Annotated in this window: 18 protein-coding genes, 1 tRNA gene and 1 pseudogene; 13 read left to right on the top strand and 7 right to left on the bottom strand. The window is 70.7% G+C overall.

Annotation, left to right across the window (positions count from 1 at the left end; translation table 11 throughout):
- Positions 1-53 precede the first annotated feature (53 nt).
- A complete protein-coding gene (locus tag ABZ194_RS05410; RefSeq protein WP_355592579.1) occupies positions 54-1,637 on the bottom strand; it encodes a PLP-dependent aminotransferase family protein in 1,584 nt (527 codons plus the stop codon).
- A gap of 67 nt (positions 1,638-1,704) precedes the next feature.
- Between ABZ194_RS05410 and ABZ194_RS05405 the strand changes: the two genes are divergently transcribed.
- The 7 genes and pseudogenes from ABZ194_RS05405 to ABZ194_RS05375 form a co-directional block, all read left to right on the top strand.
- The gene (locus ABZ194_RS05405; protein WP_355592577.1) at positions 1,705-2,358 is read left to right on the top strand and encodes a pyridoxamine 5'-phosphate oxidase family protein; all 654 of its coding nucleotides are present in this window, start codon (positions 1,705-1,707) and stop codon (positions 2,356-2,358) included.
- A gap of 90 nt (positions 2,359-2,448) precedes the next feature.
- Positions 2,449-4,128 (top strand): protein kinase, encoded by a 1,680-nt coding sequence (locus tag ABZ194_RS05400; protein WP_355592575.1) that lies wholly within the window; start codon positions 2,449-2,451, stop codon positions 4,126-4,128.
- A gap of 22 nt (positions 4,129-4,150) precedes the next feature.
- On the top strand, positions 4,151-5,656 hold the full coding sequence (locus ABZ194_RS05395; protein ID WP_355592573.1) for a hypothetical protein: 1,506 nt from the start codon (positions 4,151-4,153) through the stop codon (positions 5,654-5,656).
- A gap of 52 nt (positions 5,657-5,708) precedes the next feature.
- Entirely contained in the window at positions 5,709-6,944 is a 1,236-nt protein-coding gene (locus ABZ194_RS05390; protein WP_355592571.1) for a DUF2510 domain-containing protein, read from the top strand.
- Between the two features lie 22 nt (positions 6,945-6,966).
- A complete protein-coding gene (orn, locus tag ABZ194_RS05385; RefSeq protein WP_355592569.1) occupies positions 6,967-7,569 on the top strand; it encodes an oligoribonuclease in 603 nt (200 codons plus the stop codon).
- 77 nt (positions 7,570-7,646) lie between these two features.
- Positions 7,647-7,719: transfer RNA gene (locus ABZ194_RS05380), tRNA-His, on the top strand.
- A gap of 211 nt (positions 7,720-7,930) precedes the next feature.
- A pseudogene (locus ABZ194_RS05375) lies at positions 7,931-8,137 on the top strand (helix-turn-helix transcriptional regulator); the annotation flags it as partial.
- 141 nt (positions 8,138-8,278) lie between these two features.
- On the opposite strand, the gene lat reads toward ABZ194_RS05375, so the two are convergent.
- From lat to ABZ194_RS05355, 4 genes are all read right to left on the bottom strand, one after another.
- Positions 8,279-9,586, bottom strand: coding sequence for an L-lysine 6-transaminase (gene lat, locus ABZ194_RS05370; RefSeq protein ID WP_355592567.1), 1,308 nt, complete (start codon positions 9,584-9,586; stop codon positions 8,279-8,281).
- Positions 9,587-9,687: 101 nt separating this feature from the next.
- On the bottom strand, positions 9,688-10,257 hold the full coding sequence (locus tag ABZ194_RS05365; protein WP_355592565.1) for an HdeD family acid-resistance protein: 570 nt from the start codon (positions 10,255-10,257) through the stop codon (positions 9,688-9,690).
- Between the two features lie 193 nt (positions 10,258-10,450).
- Positions 10,451-11,125 (bottom strand): hemolysin III family protein, encoded by a 675-nt coding sequence (locus tag ABZ194_RS05360; protein WP_355592563.1) that lies wholly within the window; start codon positions 11,123-11,125, stop codon positions 10,451-10,453.
- Positions 11,126-11,212: 87 nt separating this feature from the next.
- Entirely contained in the window at positions 11,213-12,754 is a 1,542-nt protein-coding gene (locus tag ABZ194_RS05355) for a penicillin-binding transpeptidase domain-containing protein (RefSeq protein WP_355592561.1), read from the bottom strand.
- 62 nt (positions 12,755-12,816) lie between these two features.
- On the opposite strand from ABZ194_RS05355, the gene ABZ194_RS05350 reads away from it, so the two are divergent.
- Positions 12,817-13,665 (top strand): fused MFS/spermidine synthase, encoded by an 849-nt coding sequence (locus tag ABZ194_RS05350; RefSeq protein ID WP_355592559.1) that lies wholly within the window; start codon positions 12,817-12,819, stop codon positions 13,663-13,665.
- Positions 13,666-13,733: 68 nt separating this feature from the next.
- Here the strand turns inward: ABZ194_RS05350 and ABZ194_RS05345 are convergent, their stop codons facing one another.
- Together ABZ194_RS05345 and ABZ194_RS05340 are read right to left on the bottom strand one after the other, a co-directional pair.
- Positions 13,734-15,575 carry an ABC transporter ATP-binding protein gene (locus tag ABZ194_RS05345; protein ID WP_355592557.1) on the bottom strand — a complete coding sequence of 614 codons (1,842 nt, stop codon included), beginning with the start codon at positions 15,573-15,575 and terminating at the stop codon, positions 13,734-13,736.
- On the bottom strand, positions 15,572-17,371 hold the full coding sequence (locus ABZ194_RS05340; protein WP_355592555.1) for an ABC transporter ATP-binding protein: 1,800 nt from the start codon (positions 17,369-17,371) through the stop codon (positions 15,572-15,574). The genes ABZ194_RS05345 and ABZ194_RS05340 overlap by 4 nt, the downstream gene beginning before the upstream one ends.
- A 274-nt stretch (positions 17,372-17,645) precedes the next feature.
- Between ABZ194_RS05340 and ABZ194_RS05335 the strand changes: the two genes are divergently transcribed.
- The 5 genes from ABZ194_RS05335 to ABZ194_RS05315 all read left to right on the top strand — a co-directional run bounded on the left by ABZ194_RS05335 (position 17,646) and on the right by ABZ194_RS05315 (position 22,687).
- Positions 17,646-18,611, top strand: coding sequence for a pirin family protein (locus ABZ194_RS05335; protein WP_355592553.1), 966 nt, complete (start codon positions 17,646-17,648; stop codon positions 18,609-18,611).
- Between the two features lie 524 nt (positions 18,612-19,135).
- The gene (locus tag ABZ194_RS05330) at positions 19,136-19,648 is read left to right on the top strand and encodes a DUF6879 family protein (RefSeq protein ID WP_355592551.1); all 513 of its coding nucleotides are present in this window, start codon (positions 19,136-19,138) and stop codon (positions 19,646-19,648) included.
- 12 nt (positions 19,649-19,660) lie between these two features.
- Positions 19,661-20,518 (top strand): helix-turn-helix transcriptional regulator, encoded by an 858-nt coding sequence (locus ABZ194_RS05325; RefSeq protein WP_355592549.1) that lies wholly within the window; start codon positions 19,661-19,663, stop codon positions 20,516-20,518.
- Between the two features lie 145 nt (positions 20,519-20,663).
- The gene (locus ABZ194_RS05320) at positions 20,664-21,524 is read left to right on the top strand and encodes a radical SAM/SPASM domain-containing protein (protein ID WP_355592547.1); all 861 of its coding nucleotides are present in this window, start codon (positions 20,664-20,666) and stop codon (positions 21,522-21,524) included.
- 20 nt (positions 21,525-21,544) lie between these two features.
- A complete protein-coding gene (locus tag ABZ194_RS05315; protein ID WP_355592545.1) occupies positions 21,545-22,687 on the top strand; it encodes a methyltransferase domain-containing protein in 1,143 nt (380 codons plus the stop codon).
- Positions 22,688-22,697: the final 10 nt, after the last annotated feature.

Genomic DNA, 22,697 nt, shown 5'->3' with positions numbered 1-22,697 from the left:
GGTGGCCACCGGCTATCTCTACGACCCGCCCTACGACGACTATCTGCCGGGCTTCACCGATCCCTCGCCGGAGCCTGAGGTGGCGCGGTGGTGGGGACGGCACGTGCTGCCCGTCGACCCGCTCTACGCCCACCGCGCCCTGCCGGTGGTCGGAGACCTTCCCCCGGCCCCTCCACCGCCCGTACCCCGAACCGCTCGACCAGCTCGGCGACGACGGACACCCCTCGTCTGACCTCGGCCGGCGAGGCCGAGCCGTAGCCGATCACAAGACCGTGCCTGGCGGGGACGCCGTGGTGGTGGCGGTCGGCCGTTTCGAGCAGCACGCCGCGCGCGGCCGCGGCCTCCACCAGGGGGCCGACCGTGTGCCGGGGCAGCTCGACCATGACGTGCAGCCCGGCGGTGTCACCGGTGACCCGGGAGCCGAGGAGGTCCACCACCACGGCCCGGCGGCGCGCGTACTCCAGGCGCATCCGGCGCAGGTGCCGGTCCAGGTCGCCTCGCTCCAGGAGCACGGCCACCGCCTGCTGCACCGGGCCGCCGGTACGGTCGGCCAGGTCGTCGCGGGTTCCGGCGACGGCGGCGAGGAGGTGGGGCGAGGCGACCAGCCAGCCGACCCCGACGTCGGGGGCCAGCGACTTGGACAGCGTGCCGAGCAGGATCACCCGGCCGGGGTCCAGGCCGTGCAGGGCGGGCAGCGGGGCGACGTCGTAGCGGAACTCGGCGTCGTAGTCGTCCTCCACGACGAGCGCCCCGGTACGGCGGGCCCAGGCGATCAGGCGCTCCCTGCGCGGCACCGGCAGGCGCCCGCCGAGGGGGTACTGGTGTGCCGGGGTGGTGTAGAGGACGCGCAGGTCGCCGGGGAGCCCGTGCACCACGACGCCGTCGGTGTCGACGGGGCACGGCACGACCTCGGCGCCCCGCGCGGCGAAGATGTTCCTGGCGACCCGGTAGCCGGGTTCCTCCACGCCCGCCCGGTCGCCGGGCCGCAGGAACGTGGCGGCGACCAGGTCGAGGCCGTTGCCGGTGCCCCGGGTGACCATGACGTGCTCCGGCCCGACCGCGACCCCCCGGACCCTGCGGAGATGTCCGGCCAGGGCCTCGCGGAGCCTGGGCAGGCCGTAGGGGTCGGGGTCGTCCCCGGGGGGCAGGTCGGCCGCGGCGCGCCACGCCCTGCGCCAGGCCGCCTCGTCGTAGTCGCGGACCCACGGCCTGCCGGGGCGCAGGTCGATCTGCGTCCCGGCGGCTCCGGCGGCCGGGGATCGGTCGCGGTGAGCGCGGCGGGCCTCGCGGACCGGCGCGGGGAGCGCGGCGGGGACGGGGAGCGTGGAGGCACAGGGGAAGGCCGGGAGGACGGAGCCGCCGGGAAGGGCGGGGCCGGCCAGGTCGGCCACGTAGGTGCCGGAGCCGTGGCGGCCGTCGAGCCAGCCCTCGGCGTAGAGCTGCCCGTACGCCTCGGTCACCACGGTGCGGCTGACCGCGAGCCGGCGGGCGAGGGCACGGGTGGAGGGCAGCCGCTCGCCGGAGGCGAGGGTGCCGTCGCGCATGGCCGCGCGCAGCCGGTCGCCGAGCTGGACGCTCAGGGGCGTGGCGGCCTCGCGGTCCACCGACAGGGGCAGGTCGACGGGGGTACGCGGCAAAGTGGTCTCCCGAAAACAACAGGAAGTGGACGTGTTTTCCATATCCACTTCTCTCTAGATTAGAACCATGCTCTCCACGACTCCCCGTACCGCTCTCGCCCGCTCCAAGGAGCGGGGCCGTACCGATCGCGCGGACCTGTACGCGGTGCTGGACGCCGGGCTGGTCTGTCACCTGGGCGTGGTGGTCGACGGGTCCCCGATGGTCGTGCCCACCGGCTACGGCCGGATCGGCGACACCCTCTACCTGCACGGTTCGACCGGCTCCCTCTCCCTGCGGGGTACCGGCGAGGTCTGCGTCACGGTGACCCACCTGGACGGCGTCGTGCTGGCCAGGTCGGTCTTCCACCACTCGATGAACTACCGCTCCGCCATGATCTACGGCCGCCCCCGGCCGGTGCGCGACGAGGAGGAGCGGCTGGCGGCCCTGCGGGCGATCACCGAGCAGCTCGCCCCGGGACAGTGGGACGCCGCGCGCCCGCCGAACCGGAAGGAGCTCGCGGCGACCGCCGTACTCGCCCTCTCCCTGGCCGAGGCGTCGGTGAAGGTACGGCAGGGGCCGCCGGGCGACGAGGAGGAGGACTACGCGCTGCCGATCTGGGCAGGGGTGCTGCCGCTTCGCCTGTCGTGGGGCGCCCCCGAGCCCGACCCCGCCATGACCGCGGATCTGGACGTCCCCGAGCACATCGCGTCCCGAGCGGCTCTCCCCGCGTCCCGAGACTGATTTGTGATTTGTGCGCGGAATTTTGCGATCTATGACTAAGCTACGGTCCGTCTGTTATGGGTGGGGGCCCAGGCAACTGAGGAGACCGCTATGTACGGCACGCCATCAGGCTGGCGAGTCCCCGGATACACCGAGTTACGCGAGCTGGGAACGGGTGCGGCCGGACGCGTGGTGATGGCGCGGCACGACGCCGACGACGTCCTGGTAGCGATCAAGTATCTCTCCGACGAGCTCAGAGGCGACGTCGGTTTCGTGGCCCGCTTCCGGCACGAGGCGCGGGTGCTCAACACCCTGGACAGCCCGCACGTCGTGCGGCTCTACGACTACATCGAGACCGGCGAGGGCGCGGCCATCGTCATGGAGCTGGTCGACGGCGTCGCGCTCCGCGCGATCCTCCGTTCGGAGGGGCCGACCGGCCCCGAGGCGGCGCTGGTCGTGCTCAAGGGCGCCCTGATGGGGCTGTCCACAGCCCACGTGGCCGGTGTCGTGCATCGCGACTTCAAACCGGAGAACGTGATGGTCGAGGCCGACGGCGCGAGCAAGCTCGTGGACTTCGGCATCGCGATCCGCTCGGGGGACGGGGACACCCCTGCGGGCACGCCGCCCTACATGGCCCCCGAGCAGTGGACCGGCGCCCCGGCCGGGCCGTCCACCGACGTCTACTCCGCCACCGCGGTGTTCTTCGAGTGCCTGACCGGCACCCGGCCCTTTCGCGCGACGAACATCGCCGCCCTGGCCAGGCAGCACCAGATCCTGCCACCGCCCGTGGAGGAGGTGCCCCCCGCCCTGCAGGGCCTGGTCGAGCGGGGGCTCGCCAAACATCCGGCCGACCGTCCGCCGACCGCCACCGCCTTCCTCGCCGAGCTGGAGGCCGTGGCCGCCGACGCCTACGGGGCGGACTGGCACGAGCGCGGCCGTCGCCGCCTGGCCGGGCTCGCCGCGCTCCTGCCCGCGCTGCTCCCGCTGGACACCGGCAAGCCCGGGGCCGACACCTCGCTGGCCGAGACGCGTCTCGGCGGGCACGGGGGCACCTCCGCGCTGAGCAGGCTGAGCGTCAAGATCCTGGTCGGCGTCGGCTGTGTCGCGGTGATCGGCGGGGTGACCGCGGTGCTGGTCGCCTCCGGCAAACCCACCGAGATCAAGGCGCAGAGCCTGATCACCTCGCCGAGCCCGGCCCCCTCCGACCCGGTGGAGTCGATCATCCCCCCGGAGACCGACGAACCCACCGAGGATCCCTCGGCGGACCCCTCGGTGGAGAGCACGCCCAAGCCGGCGCCGACGGCCGCGCCGACCGCGAGCACACCCGCCACCCTGCCGACGGTCTCGCCCACCAGGAAGCCGGCCCCGACGCCCAAGCCGACGCCGACCCGCACCAGGAAACCGGCGAAGAACCCGACGAAGCCGCCCTCTCCGACGCCCACGGACGAGGAGAGCTCCCCACTCGGCAATCCGGATCTCCCCTCACCGCCGGCGCCCCCCACCCCCACCCCCACCCCGACCAGGTCGACGACCGCCCCCGTCCCCACCCCGACGGTGAGGCCGACGCGGCCCACCTCCACCCCCTCCACCTCGCAGAGCACGTCCGGCGAACCGTCCGGGACCCCCAGCGGCGGGGGTGAGCAGCCGCCGACGCTGACCGACCCGCCCTCGCCCCCGGTCGAGACGGCCCCCTCGGCACTTCTGGCCCTCGGACTGGTGACGAGCGGCGCCGTTCCGTTCACACTGGCGGTGAAACGCGGCTTGGCCGGTCGGCATCGGAGGCGGCGGTAGACGGCGGGACGGACACAAGATCATGAATATTGACGGGGGGAACGTCGCCGGATTCCGGCTGACCGGCCGGAGCCGCTCCGACGAACTGGGCACCTGGTCGTCGGCGGTGACGCCCGGCGGGCGGCCGGCCGGCGCGCTCAGGTTCGATCCGCGGTGGACCTCGGATCCGGCGGCCCGAGACCGGCTGGTCGCGGCCGTGGTCGCGGACCGTGAACTGCTCCGGGGCGGCCTGACCGGGCTGGTCCCGGTCGCCGACCTGATCGCGGCCCGGGACGAGGTCTGGCTGCTGACCTCGGAGCCGGCGAGCCCGACCGTGGCCGATCTGCTCACCGCGTCCCCGGGGTCTTTGGGCGCCCCCGGGCCCGACGCGGGCGGAGCGGCCACCGTGCTGCTGGAGACCGCGCGGACGCTGCTGGCCCTGCACGCCGCCGGTCTCTCCCACGGGGCGCTGGGCCCCGGCACCGTGGTGATCTCCGCCGACGGGTCGGCGCTGCTCGCCGCACGGGGGCTGGCCGACGCGCTGAACGGGCGCCCCTCCCCCGCCGAGCACGACGTGGCGGCCTGGGCCTCGTTGGCCCGCGAGCTGGCCGCGAACTGGGCCGCCCCCTCTCCCCGGGGCGCCGAGGTGCTGGAGCGGGCGGCGGCGACGGCCTCCCTCCGCGGGCTCGCCGCGGCCCGTGACGCCCTGCTCGCCGGACGCGACCTGCTGCCGGGGTTTCCCGCGCGAAACGCTCTGGTGGATGTGGCGCGGCGCTGGCCGGGCCACGACGCGCCCGCCCGGACGGCACCCCCTGCCCCGGTGACGCCGCCGCCGGACGAGGGGGAGATCGTCACGCTGCTGCACGTCCCCAGGACCGGCGAGATCCACGCCGGGCACACCGGAGGCGGCGCGAGCACCGGGAGCCCGGCGTACACCGGAGGCGGCGCGAACATGGCGAACACCGCGAACGTGATGAACACCGCGAACACCGGGACCACGGGAGAGGCCGTCGTGCGTTTCGGCCCCGGGGTGCCGACGGAGACCACCGCGGCGCAGATCTGGCGTGCCGGCCGGGACCAGCAGCAGACCGTCCCCCCGTCCGACCGGCTGCGCAGCCTGGGCGCGCCCGCCAGGCGACGCCGGCGCCGTACGGCTCTCGCCTCGGTGATCCTGGCGCTGATGATCGCGGGCGCCCTGGCCGTCTGGCTGCTGCGGGGCCAGACGGCCCCGCTGGCGGTCAGCGAGGTGCGGGCGACCGCGCCGAAGAAGGCACAGGGGTGTGACACGACCGTCAGGATCATGGGCACGATCACCACCAACGGCTCGGCCGGGGAGGTCCACTACCAGTGGAGACGGAGCGACCGTAAGGCCCCGATCGAGCAGACCGACACGGTGGCCGCCGGGGAGACCTCACACGAGGTGAGCCTGGAGTGGACGGTCAAGGGTGAGGGGAGTTTCAAGGGCACGGCCACCCTGCGGCTGCTCTCTCCGCTACCGCCGGGCGGGAAACTCCAGGACAAGGCGAGTTTCACCTACAGGTGCCCGTGAGGCCCCAAGGTCCACAATGCATGGCAAACCGGTTCTTACTACTCTGACGGCCATGACCACGCAGACCCCCGCCGGCTGGTACCCCGATCCCTACGGTTCACCGCAGCTGCGGTGGTGGGACGGCAACCAGTGGACCGATGCCACGCACCCGGCCGACGCCCCCGCCGGTCCGGCCGCACCGGCCGGACCGCAGGCGCCTCAGACCGGCGCCTTCCCCCAGCAGCCGGCACCGCCGTCCGCGCCGGTCGGCACCGCCGGACCGGCCGGACCCATGAGTTCCGCCGGAACCGCCGGACCCATCGGCCCCACAGGCCCCACAGGGGCCCCTGGGGCGCCGGAGAGCCCCGGAGGGCCGGGAGCCACGGGAACGTGGCCCTCGCCCGCCGGACCGCCTCAGGGGCCGACGGCGACGCGGCCGGAGCAGCCGCACTGGGGCGGCGGGGGCCCGGCCGGCGGCACGATGCGGCTGCCCGCCGGAGGGTACGGCCTCCCCGCCGGTCCACCTCCGCGTAAGAGCAGCCCGTGGCCGTGGATCCTGGGGGGCGGCGGGGTGGTGATCCTGATCGTCGGGATCGTGGTCGCGGCCATGTTCCTGGTGAACCCCCGGGGCCGGGCGTCCGCCGGCGACCCCACGCCGCCCTCGGTTCCGCCGACTCAGGAGGGGGTGCCCTCTCCCCAGACGTCCGAGCCGCCGTACACGCGGGAGCCTCAGGAGACCCCGCGGCCCGAGGCCACGGCCGAGCTGCCCAGGCCGCAGGACGGGCGCATCCAGGACCCCGCGACCGGCATGTCCTACCTCTTCCCCGGCAGCCCGTGGCGGGTGCCCGTCAGTACGGGCACCGACCCGATCGGGTTCGTGTGGACCAGCGGGGCCGTGGCGATGTCCCACGAGGACTACGACGGCCGGGGCAACAACTGGCTCGGCAACGTCTTCACCGGTGAGCTTCCCGACAAGTTCGGCTACGACGGGGTCCGCAGCATGCACGGGGTCGCCGCGACGCTGCTGCACGCGGTCGAACCGACCTTCTACAGTCCCGCCCACGAGCGGAAGGTCGTCAAGGACAAGGCCGTCAAGGTGAGCGGCAAGGACGCCTGGGTGTTCACCTTCGACCTCGACTTCTCCAGGGAGGCCCGGGCCAAGGGCTGGAAGTGGAAGAAGGAACGGGCCACATTCGTGATCGTGGACCGGGGAGCGGGCAGGCGCCCGGCGCTGATGTACATGTCCGTGCCCGACAACCTCGACTTCTCGGTGGCCGATCGGGTACTCGACTCGCTCAAGATCTCCTGAAGGGAGTACTACCCTGAAGGCTATGAGTGACCTGCTGGTCTGGATCGACTGTGAGATGACCGGGCTCGACCTCAGCCGAGACGCGCTGGTCGAGGTGGCCTGCGTGGTCACGGACGGCGAGCTGAACCGGCTTGACGAGGGTGTGGACGTGGTCATCAAGCCCCCGCCCGAGGCGCTGGAGCAGATGTCGGAGGTGGTCAGGGAGATGCACACCGCCTCCGGGCTGCTGGAGGTGCTCGGCGGGGGCGTCACGCTGGCCGAGGCCGAGGCCCTGGTGCTCGACTACATCAAGGGCCACATCCCGGAGCCGAAGCGGGCGCCGCTCTGCGGCAACTCGATCTCCACGGACCGGTCCTTCATCGCGCGCGACATGCCGGGCGTGGACACGTTCCTGCACTACCGGATGATCGACGTGTCCTCGGTGAAGGAGCTCGCCCGGCGGTGGTACCCACGCGTCTACTTCGCCTCACCCGAGAAGCAGGGCGGTCACCGCGCGCTGGCCGACATCGTGGAGAGCATCAGGGAGCTGCGCTACTACCGCGCGGCGGTCTTCGTGCCCCAGCCCGGCCCCGACTCGGCCACCGCCCGCGAGGTGGCCGAGAGCGTCTCCACCCGCGTCACCTGAGCCCTCGCCGCGAAAAGCGGGTGCGAAACGACTCCCAAAGACCGCTACACTTTTCATGTGCCGCCGCGGCGGACATGGTGGGCGTAGCTCAGTTGGCAGAGCGCTAGGTTGTGGTCCTAGATGCCGGGGGTTCAAGTCCCCTCGCTCACCCCGGAGAGAACGGCCGGTCCTGAGGGACCGGCCGTTCCGCTTCTCCTCCGATGCGGACTTGCCCACCAAAGACTGATGTCGCAGGTTATGCTCACTGCTATCGCTACGCCGTGAGACCGGGGGTTTCGGCGACCTGACCGTGTTGCCTGCCCTCGGAGGCCGGATGAGAGTCGACGACGCACCGCTCGACGCCGAACCCAGAGTGGTGACGGGCTTGAGCAGGCGCGAGGCGGAGGTCATGGAGCTGATCGCCACGGGCTGCTCCAACGGGCAGATCGCCCAGCGCCTGTTCCTCAGCGAGAAGACCGTGAAGAACCATGTGAACAGGATCTACGCCAAGCTCGGCGCGGATTCACGGCTGACCGCGATCGAGCTCTGGCTGGGACGGACCACCGGGGAGGACCCCCGGCACCTCTGAACCCCGGGCGCGCCCGCGAGCCAGGGGCCGGCGGGCCCCCCTGCCCCGCAACCCCGGCCTCCGGAGACGCGGATGACCCGTACGCCACGGCGGGCGTCCCGGCCCCGGGCTCGGGCCCTGAGCCGGGGCCGGGATCACCCTCTACGCCGGGAGTTCCGGATCCGGGTCCGGGGAGGTCTCCAGGACCCGCTGAAGGGCCGCCACGCCCTCCCATAGTTCCTCGGCGGTGACCGACAGCGCCGGGCGGAGCCGTACCGACCGCTCCCCGCAGGGCAGCACGAGCACCCCCTCGTCCTGCCTGAGCCGGCTGACCAGCAGGTCGCGCCGGGCTGCGTCCGGCAGGTCGAAGGCGCACATGAGACCGCGTCCCCGGGCGTTGCCGACCTGCTCGGGGAAGCGGTCCTGGACCTTCAGCAGCGCGGCGAGCAGCTCGTGACCGAGCTCCCCGGCGCGCCGGATCAGATCGTCGCGTTCGACGATCTCCAGCATCCGCCGGGAACGGACCATGTCCACCAGCCCGCCGCCCCAGGTGGAGTTGATCCGGCCGCTGACCTGGAACACGTTGTCCGGCACCAGCCCGACCCTGCGGCCCGCCATGATGCCGCCGACCTGGACCTTCTTGGCGAAGGCCACGATGTCGGGGTGGAGGCCGAGCTGCTGGTGGGCCCAGGGGGTGCCGGTGATCCCCGCACCGGTCTGCACCTCGTCCAGGACGAACAGCGCGTCGTGCTCGTGGCAGAGGCGCTCCATGGCCTGCAGGAACTCGGCCCGCATGTGGTTGTCACCGCCCTCGCCCTGGATCGGCTCGGCGATGAAGCAGGCGATGTCGTGCGGATGGCGCTCGAAGGCCTCCCGCGCCTGGGCCAGCGCCCGTTCCTCGGCCGCCTCGACGTCGCCGTGGTGGATCGCGGGCACCTCGATCCGGGGCCAGCCGAAGGTCGGGAAACGGTCGGTCTTGACCGGGTCGGTGTTGGTGAGCGAGAGGGTGTAGCCGCTGCGGCCGTGGAAGGCGCGGGTGAGGTGGAGCACCCTGCTCCCCAGCTCCGCGGAGCGTCCCGCCGCCTCGTTGCGGCGGCTCTTCCAGTCGAAGGCGCACTTCAGCGCGTTCTCGACGGCGAGGGCCCCGCCCTCCACGAAGAACAGGTGCGGCAACTCCGGGTCGCCGAGCACCCGGGCGAAGGTCTCGGTGAAGTCGGCGAGGTGGCCGGTGTAGAGATCGGAGTTGGCGGGTTTGTTCGCGGCGACTCTGCCGAGCAGGGCCAGAAAGTCCGGATCGTCGTCGAACGGATTCACGCCGAGCGGGGCCGACGCGAAGAAGGTGTAGAAGTCCAGATAACTCCGGCCGGTGCGGGCGTCGACGAGCCGGGATCCCCGGCTCTGTTCGAGGTCCAGCACCAATCGGTAACCGTCGACCAGCAGATGACGGGCGAGACGGCCGTGCACGTCCATGTTCCCTCCACATTGGGTCAGGAGGATGATTCTCCGATGTTGACGCATCTATATGGATACATTACGTGCACGCCTAGATTTTTCTGGAGATTATCCGGCAATCACGCGACACGAGGAGTGGTTCCCGAGGTTCCGGGCCCCTGGGAGCCGAGCGCCTTGACCCGGAAGGAGAGCACCACCAGGGAGATGCCGTACAGGATGGCCATCACGCCGATGAGCCAGATCACGGCCAGCGCGCCCGCGCCGGGCCAGATGAACAGCAGGATGCCGAAGATCACCGACAGCACGCCGCTGACGATGAACATCCACTCGTTCGCCACGGTCTTGCGCACCCGGATGCCCGCCACGATCTCCAGGACACCGGTGACGACGGCCCAGCCCGCGATGAAGAAGAGCAGGACGAGCGCGGTGATCCGGGGCCAGATGAAGACCGTGACGCCGAACAGGATGCTGACGACGCCATAGAAGATCATCCAGCCCCGGGAGCCGGAGCCGTCCCCCCGGCCCGCGCCGAACAGGGCGAACACGCCGTCCACGATGGCGTAGGCACCGAAGACGACGACCAGCGCGAGGATGGTGATGGCCGGCCAGATGAGGGCCAGCACGCCGAACAGGATCGCGCAGATCCCCCGGACCAGATACACCCACCAGCTGCGAGACAGCTCTTCCATGCGACCCCCCGATGCGATCGACCCCCGTGTGTTCCGATCATTTCCCGAAGATCTCCAATACGACACCGCGATTCCGTCAAATCGGGTCTATCGCAGATTCAGGTGAATCGCCCCAGAGAGGGCTTCCGGCCGCCTCCGACGGCCCGGCCCCCTCCCAAGACCCGGCCTCCGACACGCCGAACGGACCGGCCCGCTACCCGGCGGCGTAGACCACCAGGGAGACCGCGACGTACTGGACCAGGTAGGCCGCGACGGTCAGGGCGTGAAAGACCTCGTGGAAGCCGAACCAGCGGGGTGAGGGATCGGGGCGCCGCAGGCCGTAGACCACGCCGCCCGCGGTGTAGAGCAGCCCGCCGGCCAGGACCAGCAGCACCGCGACCACCCCTGCGCCCGCCACCAGCTGGGGCAGCACGAAGACGGCCGTCCAGCCCAGGGCGATGTAGAGCGCCGTGGAGAGCCACCGGGGTGCCGAGGTCCACAGCACCCGGAACAGCACCCCGGCGACGGCCCCCGCCCAGATCACGGCCAGGACCACCGGGCGGGCCGGACCGTCCAGGGCGAGCAGCGCGAAGGGCGTGTAGGTGCCCGCGATGATCAGGTAGATGTTGGCGTGGTCGAGGCGGTGCAGCACCTCCTCCAGGCGCGGCGAGAGCGCGCCCCGGTGATAGGTGGCCGAGATGCCGAAGAGCAGGCCCGAGGTCACGGCGTAGACGGCGGCGGCCAGCCGCGACTGCGGAGTGGGCCCCAGGGCGACGAGGACGAAGCCGGCGACGAGCGCGACGGGCAGGGCTCCGGCGTGCAGCCAGCCACGGAGGCGGGGCTTGCTCGCCCCGGGGAGGGGAGATCCCTCGGCAGCGGTCGTGGTCATGAACCTACGGTAACGTAAGTTACGGCACCGTAGGTTGTGATCCTCCTGACAGGTTCGCCCGAACCGTCGGCCCCGCCGTCACGCCGGCTAGAGCGCCCGGAGGAAGCGGGCGGCGATGGGGACGGCCGCCTGGGCACCGGCGCCGCCGTTCTTCACGAAGACGGCGAAGGCCGTGTCGCCCCGGTAGCCGATGAACCAGGCGTGCTCCCCCCCTCCCCCCGCCTCGGCGGTCCCCGTCTTGCCCGCCGTACCGGGGGGAAGCCCCCCGGAGGAGGCGGTGCCGGCCGACACGACCGCCCTCATCATCGCGCGCAGGCCGGTGGCCGCCTTCGCCGGCAGCGGGACCGGTCTGCCCCGCGGACTCCCCGGGATCACGACCGGCTGGTGCCAGGAGCCGTCCTGCACGGCGGCGGCGGCCAAGGCCATGCAGAGCGGGCTGGCGACCACGGCCCCCTGGCCGATGGCGGCGGAAGCCAGCTGGTCGGCGCCCTCCGGGGGCCGGATCCTGCCGCAGACCCCCGGACCCTCGATGTCCCTGTTGAAGCCGAACAGCCTGGCGGCCCGCACCAGGCCGCCGCCGTCCGGCAGCAGCCTGGCCGACTGCTCGATGAAGGCCGTGTTGCAGGAGATCGCGAAGGCGGTGGTCAGGCTGATCGGCCCCGGGGCGCTGTGCCCCTCGGCGTTGCCGAACGGACGGCCGCCGGCGGGCGTGTAGGAGGCGGGGCAGTCCGTCGGGGAGTCCGGGGTCAGGCCGCCGACGAGCAGGGCGGTCGCGGTGATCACCTTGAACGTCGAGCCCGGCGGGTAGTAGCCGCGGAAGGCGTTCTGCCCGCCGTTCCCCCCGCCCAGCCGGTCGGCGACCGCCAGCACCTCACCGGTGTGGCTCCGCACCGCGACGATCGCGGCGGGCTGGGACACGCCGTCCAGCGCGCGGGCCGCGGCGGCCTGGACCGGCCGGGAGAGCGTGGTGGGAGTCCCCTTGACCTGTGGCGGCTGGAAGACCATCAGTTCCCGGCTCCCGCCGTCCGCCTGGACCGCCTCGATCGCGTAGCCGTTCCCGGTCGCCTGCCGGCCGTCGCCGAACAGGCCGAAGTAGCTCTCGGCGCCGCTGTCGTGCGGGATCGGGTCGCCGGAGCCGGTGACCGGCTCGGCGGCGGGGGCCTGGATCTCCTTGAACTCGATCCGCCCGCCGCCCGCGAGGGCCGGATGGATCGTCTCCGGCGCCCAGAGCACCCTCCAGCGCCCGTCCCGCAGGGTCAGCCGCAGCGTGGACTCGAACGGCCACTCGCCCCGGTTCCTGATCGTCCTGACCCCCTGAAACGGCAGCTCGGCCGTCTGCCCGTCCTGGCGCCTGAGCGTTCCGGGGGTGAGCCTCAGCGACTCGACGTCCAGGTCGCGGGCGAACGCGAGGTGCCGCTCGACGAAGTCGGCGGGCCGGTCGGCGACCAGGCCGCTCATCCCGGCGAGGTCGCTCCGCTCCCAGAGCGCCAGGTAGGCCCGGCCCGTCTCCCCGGGGTCGGCCGCCTCGGCGGCCCCCTCGGGACCGCCCGACCGCAGCAGGGTGTAGACGCTCACGCCGATGACGAGGAGCACTACGGCGATGAGCGTGAGGAGCGCTCGGCTACGCATACGGTTTCTCCCAAGGGTGTCCCCCCGGTTGTACCTCAACAGCGGTGGAAAGTAGGGCAAAAGTGATCAGGCGCCAACCTCGGGAACCGATGCCGGGCCGCTACCCGGTGAGCTTCGGCGAGGTCGACCTCCTGGGCGACCTCGACCGGCCCTCGGGGTGGGTGATCTCCAAGGACGGCGTGCCCCAGTCCTATGTGGACCTGGACGACCCCACCTACCTCGACTTCGAGTACGTGCGGCTGATGGCCATCGTGATCGACCTGCTCGACGAGGGCCCGCTCTCCGCCGTGCACGTGGGCGGCTGCGCCTGCACCCTGCCCCGCTACGTCGCGGCGACCCGCCCGGGGTCGTGGCAGGTCGTCGCCGAGCCGGACGGCGGGCTCGTCCAGCTGGTCAGGGACCAGCTCAGGCTGAAGTCGGTGCCCCGGCTCAAGGTCAGGGTGCTCGACGGGCGTACCGCCACCGCCGCTCTCCCCGACTCCTCGGCCGACCTGTTCGTGCTGGACGCCTTCAGCGGGGCCACCATGCCGATCGACCTGGCCACCCGCGAGTACATGGGCGACGTGGCGCGCGTCCTGCGCCCGGCGGGGACCCTGCTGCTCAACGTCGCCGACGGCAAGGGCCTGGCCTTCGCCCGCCGGGTGCTCGCCACCGTCGGCGGCACCTTCCGTCACCTGGCTCTGCTGGCCGATCCCGGCGTCATGCGGGGGCGCCGCTTCGGCAACCTCATCGTCGCCGCCTCCCGCGTTGAGCTTCCCTTCGCCGATCTGACCCGCCGGGCCGCGGGCGGCCTCAACCAGGCCCGGTGCGTGTACGGCCAGGATCTGACCAGGTTCGTGGCAGGGGCGCCACCACTGCGCGACGGCGACGCGGTCGTCATCCCCGTCCCCCCGCCGGAGGTGTTCGGCTGAGGGGTGATCCCACCCTCGCAGAATAGTTAAAAAATCAACTGAGTTGATGCCGGTGGGTTTCGGCCGCCTCAGACCATGCCTCTGTGATAGGCGGCCGCCTGGATGTTGTAGAGCTCCGCGTAGTGCCCGTCCTCCGCCATCAGCTCCTCATGGGAGCCCTGCTCCACGAGACGCGAGCCGTCGAGCACGATGATCAGATCCGCCATCCGCACCGTTGAGAACCGGTGTGAGACCAGCAGCGTGACCCCGCCGGTGCCGGCCTCCGCACCTGACCGCGCAAGGGCGGCGTACCGCTCGAAAAGGGCGTGCTCCGTCTCCACGTCCACCGCGGACGTCGGCTCGTCGAGCACCGTCAGCAACGGGTCTTCGCGCATGAAGCCACGGGCGAGGGCCACGCGCTGCCACTGTCCGTGCGAAAGGTCGACCCCGTCCGGCCAGCTCGCCCCGAGCTGCGTCCGCACGCCTGAGGGCAACGATGCCACCAGATCCGCGGCGCCCGCCTTCTCCAAGGACGCCACAACGGCCTCCTCGTCGCCCTCACGGCTCAGGTCCCCAAGCCCTACCGAGCACTGCAACCGGTACTCGAACGCGAAGAAGTCCTGGAAAGCGCCGGTCAGCCGGCGTCGCCACGCGGCGGGGGCGACACGCGCGAGGTCGGCACCGTCGGCGGTGAGCCGACCTGAGGTCGGCGTGTAGAGACCACACAGCAACTTCACCAGAGTCGACTTTCCCGCCCCGTTCTCCCCGACGAGAGCGACGACGGACCCCGCGGGAAGCTCTACGCTGATGTCGTCCAGAACGACGCGCTGAGTACCCGGGTATCCGAAGCTCACCCCTTCCAGGCGAATCCCCCGCCGCAGGCGCGACGGCGCACGCAGGTCCGCTGCCCCCTCGCGACTTCTCGCGTAGTCCTCAAGCCACGCCAGCTTGCGCGAACAGTCCAGCCAGATCGTGCGGAAGAAGTGCATTTGGCCGATTGTCTGCCCGATGTACCCGGAGAGCCGGCTGCCTGCGGAAAGCACCAGCAGGACCGCTCCGGCCCTGCCCGAGCCATGCGTCGCCACGTACGCCACCGCGGTCATGAACGCCGCGCCGAAGAGTGCCAGCGCCCCGGACTGCCAGAGCGCGCTCACCCATCGCGTTCGAGCCAGCGGATGGTAACCCCGTTCCCAGGCCGCGTGCCTCCGGTCGAGCACCAGACCGCCGGTTCCGGCGACACGCAGTTCCTTTCCCCCGGAGGCCGAGGTGGCCAGCAGGAACAGGTGGCGGGCGAGCCTGCTGTGGCTCGCACCGGCCTCCTCCACGCGTTTCTCGGCCGCCGCGCGGCGGCCCGACACCAAGACCGTGGGCATGGCGAACACGGCCATCAGGATCAGGGGCGGGTGCACGGACCACAGCAGGACGAGCGTGATCAACAGCCTCAGCGCGGCGCCGAAAAGATCGAACAGCTGCTGGTAGAGATCACTGAGCGCCGGTGCGTGATCACGAAGCACGGAGATGCGATCGAGCTGATCGGGGCGCTCGTGGTGCTCAAGGGTGGCCACACCCGCCTGCAGGCTCGCGATGTGCGACTCCACGTGGACAGACGCGCGATCGGCGAAACGCCGGTTCGCCCGGTCGCCGACCAGACCCAGCAGCCAGTTGGAGGCTGCCATGAGCGCCAGCAGGCCCGCGCTCGCGAAGATCTCGCCGTGGCTGCCCCCGGCCATCGCGTTCGCCAGCGCGGCCAAGCCAAGGGCGAACAGCGCGTCAGGCGCGGCGCCGGCCAATGTGGTGACCAAGGCGATCAGGATCAGGCCGGGACTGGAGCGATACCCCATGCGCAGCGAGCGGCCCAGCGAGATGAGTGAGGAGGGCAGCGGGTCGGACGTCTCCTCGGCGGCCCGTGCTCCGCCCGCTCCGCGGATCATGCCCCAGCCTCTTCCGTCTTCACGGCGTCCCCGTTGACCGCGGTGAACCGGGATGCCTGCAGCGTGTAGAGCGAGTGATAGCGCCCTCCCGCGGCCATAAGCTCCGCGTGCGTGCCGAGCTCCGCCACCCGGCCCTCCTCCAGCACGCAGATCCGGTCGGCGTGCCGGACGGTGGAGAAGCGGTGCGAGATCAGGATCGTCGTCATCCCGCGGGTCGCCGCGAGGATACGCTCGAAGATCTCCGCCTCACCGCGGATGTCGAGCTGGGCCGTGGGCTCGTCGAGAATCACCACACCCGCGCCCAGGCGCACCGCGGCCAGAGCCCGGGCCAGCGCGACCCGCTGCCACTGGCCGCCGGACAGGTCCGTACCGCCCTCATACCCTCGGGCGAGGATCGTGTCGAGATCCACCATGTCCAGCGCGCCGGCCTCGGCGAGCGCCGCCACGATCACCTCCTCCGAGGCCCCCAGAGGCGCCACGTTGTCACGGAGCGGCATGTGATAGCGCAGGAAGTCCTGAAAGACCGCGGCGATCCGGCCGCGCCAGGACTCAAGGTCGAACTCCCGGATGTCGACTCCGTCCACTTCGACCGCTCCGCCTGTGGGGTCGTAGAGCCGGCACAGGAGTTTGACCAGGGTGGTCTTTCCGGCTCCGTTGACTCCGACGACGGCGAGAGATCTGCCGGCCTCGATCGTCAGGTCCAGTCCGTTGAACACGGGACGCGCATCGTTGGGATAGTGGAAGGAGAGGTCTCGCAGGTGGATGCCGGCCGACGGCAGCCCCTCGGCGCTGCGACCCTCCGAAGGCAGTTCTCCGGCTTCCCTCATCACCTCGCGCAGGCTGAGCGCGGTGGCGACGGACTCGGCGGTGGGGGGCAGTGCCCAGTTGATCCCGCCGAAGGCCAGAGCGGCCGTGCCGAGCGTGGCCTGAGCGAACATCACCGCCTGGCCGGTGGACACGGCACCCGAGGACGCCTCCGCGGCCAGCGACCAGAACATGAGCCCGTTCGCGACGACGAGGACGACGATGCCCCACCGAATCGGACGCCGCCGCAGTCGAGTGGCCTGCCGGCGCAGGTCGATCAGCTTCCTGCGCTCGGCGGCGAACCTCGCCACGGTCCATTCGCTCAGGCCGAAGATCCGCAGCTCCTTCGCCGCGGGCGCGTCCACCGCCAGCCGGTAGGTGTACTCGGCGGTGCGCTGTGCGGCGAGCACGTCGTCGGTGTCACGGTCCCAGGAGCTGCTCTCCCGCAGAAGCCAGTGAGTCGAGAGCCAGGCTCCCGCCACCAGGAGTGCCGCCCACCGGTGATAGGTGAAGAGAACCGCCGTCTGGGCGAGCCCGGCGACGAACTCCACCAGTCCGCCGGTGATCAGGCCGATGGAGATCGACATGGGCGGACCCGAGATGCCGAGGTTGAAGTCCTGGGCAACGGCCAGCCGCTCGGCCAGCCTGCGTGATTCCAGATGCGCCAGTCCTGAGGGAAGCGACGTGGCCTCCCCCAGCAGGGTATGCAACCGGTCGGCCAGCCGGTCGCCGAGATTGCCGCACATTTGAGCGTGCACGGGCGCGAGTAGCTGGATCAGCACGAACACCGTCCCGGTCGCGGCCAGCGGCTCCGCGAGTGGAAGGCTCTGTTCCACGGCTCCGACCAGCTCTCCTATCAGGATGGTCAATACGGCCGGCAGCACACCACGAACGATGATCAGCAGCCACCAGGCACCGGCGAGCCCGGCGTGCACCCGCGAGAGGAAGGCGAAGAACACGATCTCGTCGCGTCCGCGGAGCCGGGCGATCACCAAGCGCCCCTGCTGAGGTGTGTTCTCGTCATGTCACGTCTTTCCCTTGGGGGAGCCGTGAGGCGCCGGTGAGCCGCATGTTCACACTGCCTGAGGACGCCGCCAAGCCGGTTACGGCGGCGGATATCAAGGTAGGAGATCTCGGCTCGCGCGGCGCGGTCGTCGTCCCCGTCCCTCGCCGGAGATGTTCGGCCGAGGGGTGATCCCACCCTCGCGGAATAGTTGAAGAATCAACTGAGTTGATACCGGCGAGCCCCGCAGGAAGGAGCCCCACATGCCCGCCGTGACCGTAGAGAACCCGCTGACCCTGCCCCGCATCCCGCAGGACCTGGGAATCGGCCGGAAGGTGCTCGCCGTCGAAACCGCGCCGAGCGGCTTCGAGGGAGAGGGCTTCCCCGTCCGCAAGGCACTGGCGACGATCAAGCCCGAGTACCTCGACCCGTTCATCATGATGGACCAGATGGGCGAGGTGGACTACGCCCCCGGAGAGCCCAAGGGCACCCCCTGGCACCCGCACCGGGGCTTCGAGACCGTCACCTACATCATCGACGGCACGTTCGTCCACCAGGACTCCCACGGCGGTGGCGGTGTCATCGCGGACGGGGACACCCAGTGGATGACCGCCGGATCCGGGCTGCTGCACATCGAGGCCCCGCCGGAGTGGCTCGTCCAGCAGGGCGGGCTCTTCCACGGCATCCAGCTCTGGGTGAACCTGCCGTCCAAGGACAAGATGCTCACCCCGAAATATCAGGACATCGGACGTGCCAAGGTCGTCCTGCTCAGCAGCCACGACGGAGGCGCCCTGGTCCGCCTGATCGCCGGTGACGTGGCCGGGCACACCGGTCCCGGCTCGACCCACACCCCGATCACCCTGCTCCACGCCAGCGTCAGCCCCGGCGCGCGGCTCACGATGCCCTGGCGCAAGGACTTCAACGCCCTGGCGTACGTGCTGTCCGGCAAGGGCGGCGTCGGCGCGGAGAAGGCGCCCATCGGCGCTGGACAGCTCGCGGTCTTCGAGGGCTTCGGCAACCGCCCTGGCCTGGCCACCGACGCCGAGACCATCACGATCACCGCCTCGCCCACCTCGGGGCTGGAGGTCGTCATGCTTGGCGGAGAGCCGATCGGCGAGCCGGTCGCGCACTACGGGCCGTTCGTGATGAACACGCAGGAGGAGCTGGTCAAGGCGTTCGAGGACTACCAGGCGGGGCGTCTCGGCACCATCCCCGCCGGTCACGCCTGACGCGCGGCCAGATCCACGAAGAGCGCCGACGGCCACCCCACCCCAGAAGACCCCTCAAGAGGGGTGGGAAACCCGCGCCGGTCGCCCCCGGTGTCCTCGCCGGCCTCCCCGGCGAGGACACCCCGGGGACATGTGAACCACCATGCCCGTCTCAACCTCTCCTTCAGCGTAGGAAGCCCGCCAACGCCTCGCCCGCCAACCGCGCTCAAGACCGCTTGACGCGAGTCGGAACGGCATGCGCCCTCGGGGAGGCGATTCGCGACCTCGGAGGTGCAATCTCATGCAACACCCCGGCAACGGCGATGACGTACGGCTTACCTTCTACTGCAAAAGTTCCACCTCCAAGACGAAGGACGACTGCCCCGCTTTCTACCGGACGGACCGCCAAAGCTGGGTAGTACAGGGCATTCGCCGAGGAGACGGCATCGGAGCTCAGTTGCGCGCCCTCGGAGATGACGAGACGTTTCTGGAGATCCCGGAGGCGCTGGCCGAGCGGTTCGTTCAGATGTATGTCGAGGAGCGGTATGGAATTGATCTCGGCCAAGCAGCGGTCGGAGCTGCTCAAGGACGTGCGCGAGACCCTCAAACTTGAACAGCGCGACTTCTACGCGGTAGACGCCGAGGACCTGGAGCTGTTCCTGGCGGGCGATCTCGACGCCGTGGCGGCCTCCTATCAGGTCTGGGCGGACAGCGTCGCGGAGATGGAGCAGGCCGGGGAGCATCTACGGCGCGTCCGCGTAATCTCTGAACCCCTGTCGGATTATCAGCGGATGGCCGTCCAATACAGCGGTCCGGCCGTAGACGCGGGCGAGGATCTGCGATGGCTCCCCCGGCGGCTGACCTCCACGCTGCCCCTGCCCGGCAATGACTTCTTCGTGCTGGACGGTCACACCGCCGTGTTCAACGTCCTTGACGGCAACGGGGACCGCGCCGAAATCCAGCTCTACACCGAGCCTGAGGTGGTCAAGCTGTGCCTGGACGCCTTCGAGGCGGCCTGGGCTCTGGCCATCCCTCATCACAAGTACAAGCCCGCTTAAGACACCCCAGCCGTGCAAGACCAGTCGGCCGAAGCCAAGAAGGCATTCGGGATCAGGCTGCGGGATCTCCGCCGCGACGCCGGGCTGAACGGCAGGCAACTGGCCGTTCTCACCGGCCTGCACCCCACCAAGATCTCGCGCATCGAGCACGCCCGGCAGAGTCCATCCGAAGGCGACATCCGCGCCTGGTCCATTGCCTGCGGCGCGGACCGGCTCATCCCCGAACTGATCGCCGTCTACCGCGACGTACGGCGCATGTGGGAGGAGTATAGGGAGGATTTCCGTAAGAAGAGCCAGAAGGCCATCCAGGCGGCCGGTACCCCCCTCTATGAGCAGACCAGGCTCCTGCGCGCCTATGAGGCCATCGTAGTGCCCGGCATCCTCCAAACGCCCGGCTACCTGCGAGGCGTCCTCACTGCCAACGCCACCCTTCACGGACTACCGCTCGACGGGGTGGAGGAAGCAGTCCAGGCGCGGCTGGAGCGCCAGCACCTGGTGACCGGCGGCACCGCCCACATGTATGGCTTCGTCATGGAGGCCGCCGTCCTTACCTACGCCTTCGGCGACCTGGCCACCATGAACGAGCAATTCGACTTCCTCTCGCGTGTCACCCGTCTGCCCAATGTGGCCTTGGGGATCATTCCGCCGGGCTTCCGCAAGCTCTGGGGCGGCGAGTGCTTCTACATGTTCGACGCCTCCCTCGTGCGCAGCGAATTGTGGACAGGGCGCTTCCAGACAACACGGGCCGAGGACCTCGCGTTCTTCCTCAAGGCGTTCACAGCCCTTCAGGAGCAGGCCGTCTACGGGGCCGCAGCCCGCGAGTTGATCGAGGGGGCACGAGAGTTCCTGCAATCTCGTGAAACCTTGTAGACGCCCAGGTGAACGCGCCTCAACGCTCGAACTATGACCGCCATGGCCACCGGGTTCAGCGAAGGACAGATCGCCGAGCCGACCATCCCCGCCGCCCCAGCGGCCTCCTCCACAAGGTCAGCCACCCCACCGGAAAGGCGAACCCGTGTCCGCAACCCTCACCAGGCTGGACCTGGAACTGACCGGCAAGTGTCCCCTCGAATGCCCCTTCCACTGCTACGCCGCCTCCGGCCCGAACGGCGGCCACGGCACCATGGCCCTGTCCGACTGGACGGAACTGCTGGAGGAAGGCGCCGGCCTCGGCGTGACCCGCGTCCAGCTCATCGGTGGTGAGCCGACCACCCACCCGGATTTCGAGCGGATCCTGCTGGTCGCCTTGGGCTATGGTCCGACTGTGGAGGTCTTCTCCAACTTGGTGGCTATCCGCGACTCCTGGTGGAGGCTGTTCTGCTTGCCGGGTGTCTCTCTGGCGACCAGCTACTACTCCGCTCAGGCCGATAAACACGACCGCATCACCGGCAGGGTCGGCAGCCATACCCGCACCAGGGCCAACATCGTCAAGGCGCTGGAGCTGGGGATCAAAATCAGGGCCGCTATCGTCGGCGTCCACGACGACCAAGATGTGCAGGGGGCCATCGCAGACCTCAAGAGCATGGGCGTCGTGACCATCGGGACGGACTGGGTTCGCCCCTACGGCCGGGGCGTCGGCGATCGGCCCGTCAACGACGTATCCAAGCTCTGCGGGCGGTGCGGCGACGGCAAGGCGGCCGTGAACCCCGATGGGGACGTCTGGCCCTGCGTCATGTCCCGGTGGATGACGGCGGGCAACGTCCGTGAGACGCCGCTCGGCGACATCATCGGTGGCCCGCGCTGGTGCGAGCTGGTCGCCACCGTGCCCGCGCCGCGCCACAACCGGACCTGCAACCCGGACTGCAAGCCGAGTTCCGGTGACGGGAGCGACTGCGCGCCCGCCGAAACCGAGTACGAGCCCTGCGACCCCGACTAATGCGAAGAGAGGCCACGCCCATGGACTGGGAGGCATTCGCCGCCCGATTGGCCGAATCGGTGACGGGGCGGGACTCGTCGTGGCGAGAACCCGTCGCGTCGGTGCCGCGCCACCGGTTCGTCCCGTCCTGGTGGGATACCCCGGATGGGGTGCCCTTCGGGCAGTGGATGTCCTGGGCTGGTCCGCGCGATGAGGAGGCGTGGCTGGCCGCGACCTACGCCGACCAGACCTTGGTCACGCAGGTCGACGGCCACCATGCCGACCACACCGAGCCGGGAGCGACCTGCGAGGGGCTGCCAACCAGCTCATCAACCCTGCCCAGCCTGGTGGTCCGCATACTGGGGTACGGCGACGTCTACCCGGGCGCCGACGTGCTGGACGTCGCTACGGGCTCGGGGTACTCGGCCGCGCTGCTCTGCCACCGGCTCGGCGACCACCACGTCAGCAGCCTGGACGTAGACCCCTACCTGGTGGATGCCGCAGCCGAGCGACTGGCCGCGATCGGGTACCGCCCGACGATGCTGCCCCTGGACGCCCGCAAGAAGCTTCCCGGCTCCTTCGACCGCATCGTTTCCATGGTCGGGATCCGGCCCGTTCCCCCGAGTTGGCTGGAGGCGTTGCGGCCGGGCGGACGGCTGGTCACGGTGATCGCCGGAACCTCCTTGATCTTGACGGCGACCAAGAACGAGCGCGGCGTTGCGGTGGGGCGCATCGAGTGGGAGCGCGCGATGTTCATGCCCACCCGGGCGGGCGCCGGGAGGTATCCACCACGTCCTGATCGGCCGCCCCAAACCGACGGGGAGGGAGAGACTGTGGCGCTGAGCCCGTATCCGGTCGTCTTCCCTTCAGAGTCGTGGGACCTGGCAGCCATGCTGGAGATCACCGAGCCTGGCATCCAGCACGACTTCACCGAGGGTGACAGCGGCGAGCGCGCGGCCTACCTCTGGCACCAGGACGGCTCCTGGGCGCGGGCGACCTCCCTTCCCGAGGGAGGATCGGCCATCCATCAAGGAGGGAAGCGGCGGCTATGGGACCTCGTCGATGACATCCGTCGGCACTGGCTGGAGCACGGCGAGCTGCCCGTGCGTGGAGCCAGGGCGGTGGTCCGGCCGGACGGCCGCGTCACCCTGAAACGGGGCGGGTGGAAGGCCGTCATCCAATAGCCCCACGTAA

Origin of the sequence: Streptosporangium sp. NPDC006007 (genome assembly GCF_040614315.1) — a bacterium.
Lineage (GTDB): Bacteria > Actinomycetota > Actinomycetes > Streptosporangiales > Streptosporangiaceae > Streptosporangium.
Note: the sequence above shows the minus strand (reverse complement) of the source record. Positions and strands in the feature narration are given on the sequence as shown.